The sequence below is a fragment of the Azospirillum melinis genome (assembly GCF_013340935.1).
Classification (GTDB): Bacteria; Pseudomonadota; Alphaproteobacteria; order Azospirillales; family Azospirillaceae; genus Azospirillum; species Azospirillum melinis.
The window spans coordinates 1-4,015 of sequence record NZ_WHOS01000126.1 but is presented as its reverse complement, the minus strand read 5'-3'; the positions used below and the strand labels follow the sequence as shown (position 1 = coordinate 4,015).

Genomic DNA, 4,015 nt, shown 5'->3' with positions numbered 1-4,015 from the left:
GGAGCGATCTACGGCCTGATCGCGATCGGCTACACGATGGTGTACGGCATCATCGGGATGATCAACTTTGCCCATGGCGAGATTTACATGATCGGCTCCTTCGTGGCGCTGATCACCTTCCTGGCCATCGGCGCGCTCGGCATCACCTGGGTGCCCCTGGCCCTGCTGATCATGCTGCTCGCCTCCATGCTGTTCACCAGCGTCTATGGCTGGACGGTCGAGCGAATCGCCTACCGGCCGCTGCGCTCCTCGCCCCGGCTGGCGCCGCTGATCTCCGCCATCGGCATGTCGATCTTCCTGCAGAACTACATCCAGATCCTCCAGGGCGCCCGCTCCAAGCCGCTGCAGCCCATCCTGCCCGGCAACCTCACCCTGATGGACGGCGCCGTCTCCGTCAGCTACGTCCGCCTCGCCACCATCATCATCACGCTCGTCCTCATGGTCGGCTTCACCATGCTGATCAACCGCACCTCGCTGGGACGCGCCCAGCGCGCCTGCGAGCAGGACAAGAAGATGGCCGGGCTCCTCGGCGTCAACGTCGACCGCGTCATCTCGCTGACCTTCGTCATGGGGGCGGCACTCGCCGCCGTCGCCGGCATGATGGTGCTGCTGATCTATGGCGTCATCGACTTCTACATCGGCTTCCTGGCCGGGGTGAAAAGCTTCACCGCCGCCGTGCTCGGCGGGGTCGGCTCGCTGCCCGGCGCCATGCTCGGCGGGGTCGTCATCGGCCTGATCGAGGCCTTCTGGTCCGGCTATGTCGGCTCCGAATGGAAGGACGTCGCAACCTTCTCCATCCTCGTCCTCGTCCTGATCTTCCGGCCCACCGGCCTGCTCGGCCGGCCCGAGATCGAGAAGGTGTAAGCGCCATGACCACCCATTCCAACACCGTCTCATCCGCCGGGCGCGCTGTTTCCCGCGGCGTCGACTGGGCCGCCACGATCAAGGACGCCGGGTTGGCCGCCTTCGTGGCCCTGCTGCTGACCGTGCCGCTGGTCGGGCTTCGCACCGTCGACCGCCCCACCGGGCTGGGCATCGAAGCCCGGCCGGAGGAGGTGATCGCCTCCATCCTGCTGGTCTTCCTCGGCCGGCTCGGGCTCGGGCTGATCCGCCAGGGCATGGCGCTGCCGGTGCTGATCCTGGCGCTCCTTTGCGCCGGCGTCGGGCTGGTGCTGCCGATGCCGACCCAGGTGCTGCGCCTGGTGCTGGTGCTGGGCGGCGGCGTCATCGCGCTGCGCGCCGCCATGACGGTCGCCACCGGCCGTTCCAAGCTGTCCCAGGCCGACCGCGACAAGCGCATGGACCGCGTCGCCGCCAAGGTGCAGCATGCCAGCAAATACATCGGCCCGGTCGCCGTGGTCTTCGCCGCCATCCTGCCGCTGACGCCGCTGGCCGACCGCATGCTGCTGGACATCGGCATCCTGCTGCTGACCTACATCATGCTGGGCTGGGGCCTGAACATCGTGGTGGGGCTGGCCGGCCTGCTCGACCTCGGCTACGTCGCCTTCTACGCCGTCGGCGCCTACAGCTACGCCCTGCTCGCCCATTACTTCGGCCTCAGCTTCTGGCTCTGCCTGCCGCTGGCGGGCCTGCTCGCCGCACTCTCGGGCGTGCTGCTGGGCTTCCCCGTCCTGCGGCTGCGCGGCGACTATTTCGCCATCGTGACCCTGGGCTTCGGCGAGATCATCCGCATCATCCTGGTCAACTGGTACCAGTTCACCGGCGGCCCGAACGGCATCTCCGGCATCCCGCGGCCGAGCTTCTTCGGCATCGCCGACTTCTCCCGCACCCCGGCCGACGGCATGGCCGCCTTCCACGAGCTGTTCGGGCTGGAGTTCTCGCCGCTCCACCGCATCGTCTTCCTCTACTACCTCATCCTGGCGCTCGCCCTGGTGGTGAACCTGTTCACGCTGCGCGTGCGCAAGCTGCCGCTGGGCCGGGCCTGGGAAGCGCTGCGCGAGGACGACATCGCCTGCGCGTCGCTCGGCATCAACCGCACCAACATGAAGCTGGCCGCCTTTGCGATCGCCGCGATGTTCGGCGGCTTCGCCGGCTCCTTCTTCGCCACGCGCCAGGGCTTCATCAGCCCGGAGAGCTTCACCTTCATCGAGTCGGCGATCATCCTGGCCATCGTGGTGCTGGGCGGCATGGGCAGCCAGATCGGCGTGGTGGTCGCCACCCTGCTGGTGATCGGCCTGCCGGAAGCCTTCCGCGAGCTGGCCGACTACCGCATGCTGGCGTTCGGTGCCGGCATGGTGGTGATCATGCTGTGGCGTCCGCGCGGCCTGCTGGCCCACCGCGACCCGACCATCCTCCTGCATGGCGGCAAGAAGCCGATCCCGGCGGGAGCCGCCAAATGAGCGCCGTCATGACTGAAAAGCCGCTTCTGTCGGTCGAACACCTGACCATGCGCTTCGGCGGCCTGGTGGCGAACAACGACGTGTCGTTCGAGGCGCGGGCGGGCGAGATCACCGCGCTGATCGGCCCGAACGGTGCGGGCAAGACGACGCTGTTCAACTGCGTCACCGGCTTCTACACGCCGACGGTGGGGCGGCTGACGCTGCGCCACCCCGCCGGCAAGGAGTTCCTGCTGGAGCGGATGCCGGGCTACCGCATCGCCCAGCTGGCCGGGGTGGCGCGCACCTTCCAGAACATCCGGCTGTTCAGCGGCATGAGCGTCCTGGAGAACCTGATCGTCGCCCAGCACAACAAGCTGATGCGGGCGTCCGGCTTCGCCATCGCCGGCCTCCTGGGCCTGCCCGGCTTCCGCAAGGCCGAGCATGAGGCGGTGGAGCTGGCGAAATACTGGCTGGACCGGGTGCGCCTGACCGAGTTCGCCGACTGGGAAGCCGGCAACCTGCCCTACGGCGCCCAGCGCCGGCTGGAGATCGCACGCGCCATGTGCACCGAGCCGGTGCTGCTGTGCCTGGACGAGCCGGCGGCCGGCCTGAACCCGCGCGAGTCGGGGGAGCTGGCCGAGATCCTGACCTTCATCCGCGACGTGCAGACGCCGCAGGGCCACCGCACCGGCGTGTTGCTGATCGAGCATGACATGAGCGTGGTGATGCGCATTTCCGACCATGTGGTTGTGCTGGACTATGGCCGGAAGATTTCCGACGGCAATCCGGAGCATGTGAAGAACGACCCGGCGGTGATCCGCGCCTATCTGGGCGAGGACGAGGACGAGGCGCTGCCGCCGGAGGTCGCCGCCGACCTGCACATCGCGCCCACCGCCGGCCAGAAGGGAGCCTGAGCCATGCTGAAGGTATCGGGCGTCCACACCTTCTACGGCGCCATCGAGGCGCTGAAGGGGATCGACATCGAGATCGGCGCCGGCGAGATCGTCTCGCTGATCGGCGCCAACGGGGCGGGCAAGTCGACGCTGCTGATGACGATCTGCGGCAGTCCGCGGGCGCGCCAGGGCCGGGTGTTCTTCGAGGGCGAGGACATCACCGACCTGCCCACCCACGAGATCGTGCGGCGCGGCATCGCGCAAAGCCCGGAAGGCCGGCGCATCTTCCCGCGCATGACGGTGCTGGAAAACCTGCAGATGGGCTCCATCGTCGCCCAGCCCGGCAGCTTCGAGCGCGAACTGGAACGGGTGCTGACGCTGTTCCCACGGCTGAAGGAGCGCATCAACCAGCGCGCCGGGACGATGTCGGGCGGCGAGCAGCAGATGCTGGCGATCGGGCGGGCGCTGATGAGCCAGCCGCGGCTGCTGCTGCTGGACGAGCCGTCGCTGGGACTGGCGCCGCTGATCGTGAAGCAGATCTTCCAGGTGATCCAGGAGATCAACCGGGAACAGAAGATGACGGTGTTCATGGTGGAGCAGAACGCCTTCCATGCGCTGAAGCTGGCGCACCGGGCCTATGTGATGGTGACGGGGAAGATCACGATGACGGGAACCGGGGCGCAGCTGCTGGCCGACCCGGAGGTTCGCGCGGCCTATCTGGAAGGGGGACACTGAGATGGAAACGATCCTCGGCTCATCGCTTCCGGTGTTCGTGTTCCTGAC

General features: G+C 67.8%; 4 protein-coding genes. All 4 read left to right on the top strand.

Going from position 1 to position 4,015, the window contains the following annotated elements; genetic code table 11:
• A partial coding sequence (locus GBZ48_RS35585; RefSeq protein WP_174475334.1) for an ABC transporter permease subunit occupies window positions 1-864 on the top strand: 864 nt, incomplete at its 5' end.
• A gap of 5 nt (window positions 865-869) precedes the next feature.
• The gene (gene livM / locus GBZ48_RS35580) at window positions 870-2,360 is read left to right on the top strand and encodes a high-affinity branched-chain amino acid ABC transporter permease LivM (RefSeq protein WP_174475333.1); all 1,491 of its coding nucleotides are present in this window, start codon (window positions 870-872) and stop codon (window positions 2,358-2,360) included.
• Entirely contained in the window at window positions 2,357-3,253 is an 897-nt protein-coding gene (locus GBZ48_RS36880) for an ABC transporter ATP-binding protein (RefSeq protein ID WP_247892691.1), read from the top strand. Before livM ends, GBZ48_RS36880 begins: the two co-directional genes overlap by 4 nt.
• 3 nt (window positions 3,254-3,256) lie before the next feature.
• On the top strand, window positions 3,257-3,967 hold the full coding sequence (locus tag GBZ48_RS35570) for an ABC transporter ATP-binding protein (RefSeq protein ID WP_014189439.1): 711 nt from the start codon (window positions 3,257-3,259) through the stop codon (window positions 3,965-3,967).
• The last annotated feature ends 48 nt before the right edge of the window (window positions 3,968-4,015 follow it).

What these genes read in the sequence shown, in the direction of transcription:
- GBZ48_RS35570 (WP_014189439.1), top strand. Translation starts at nt 3,257, where the DNA reads ATGCTGAAGGTATCGGGCGTCCACACCTTCTACGGCGCCATCGAGGCG.
- GBZ48_RS36880 (WP_247892691.1), top strand. Translation starts at nt 2,357, where the DNA reads ATGAGCGCCGTCATGACTGAAAAGCCGCTTCTGTCGGTCGAACACCTG.
- livM (WP_174475333.1), top strand. Translation starts at nt 870, where the DNA reads ATGACCACCCATTCCAACACCGTCTCATCCGCCGGGCGCGCTGTTTCC.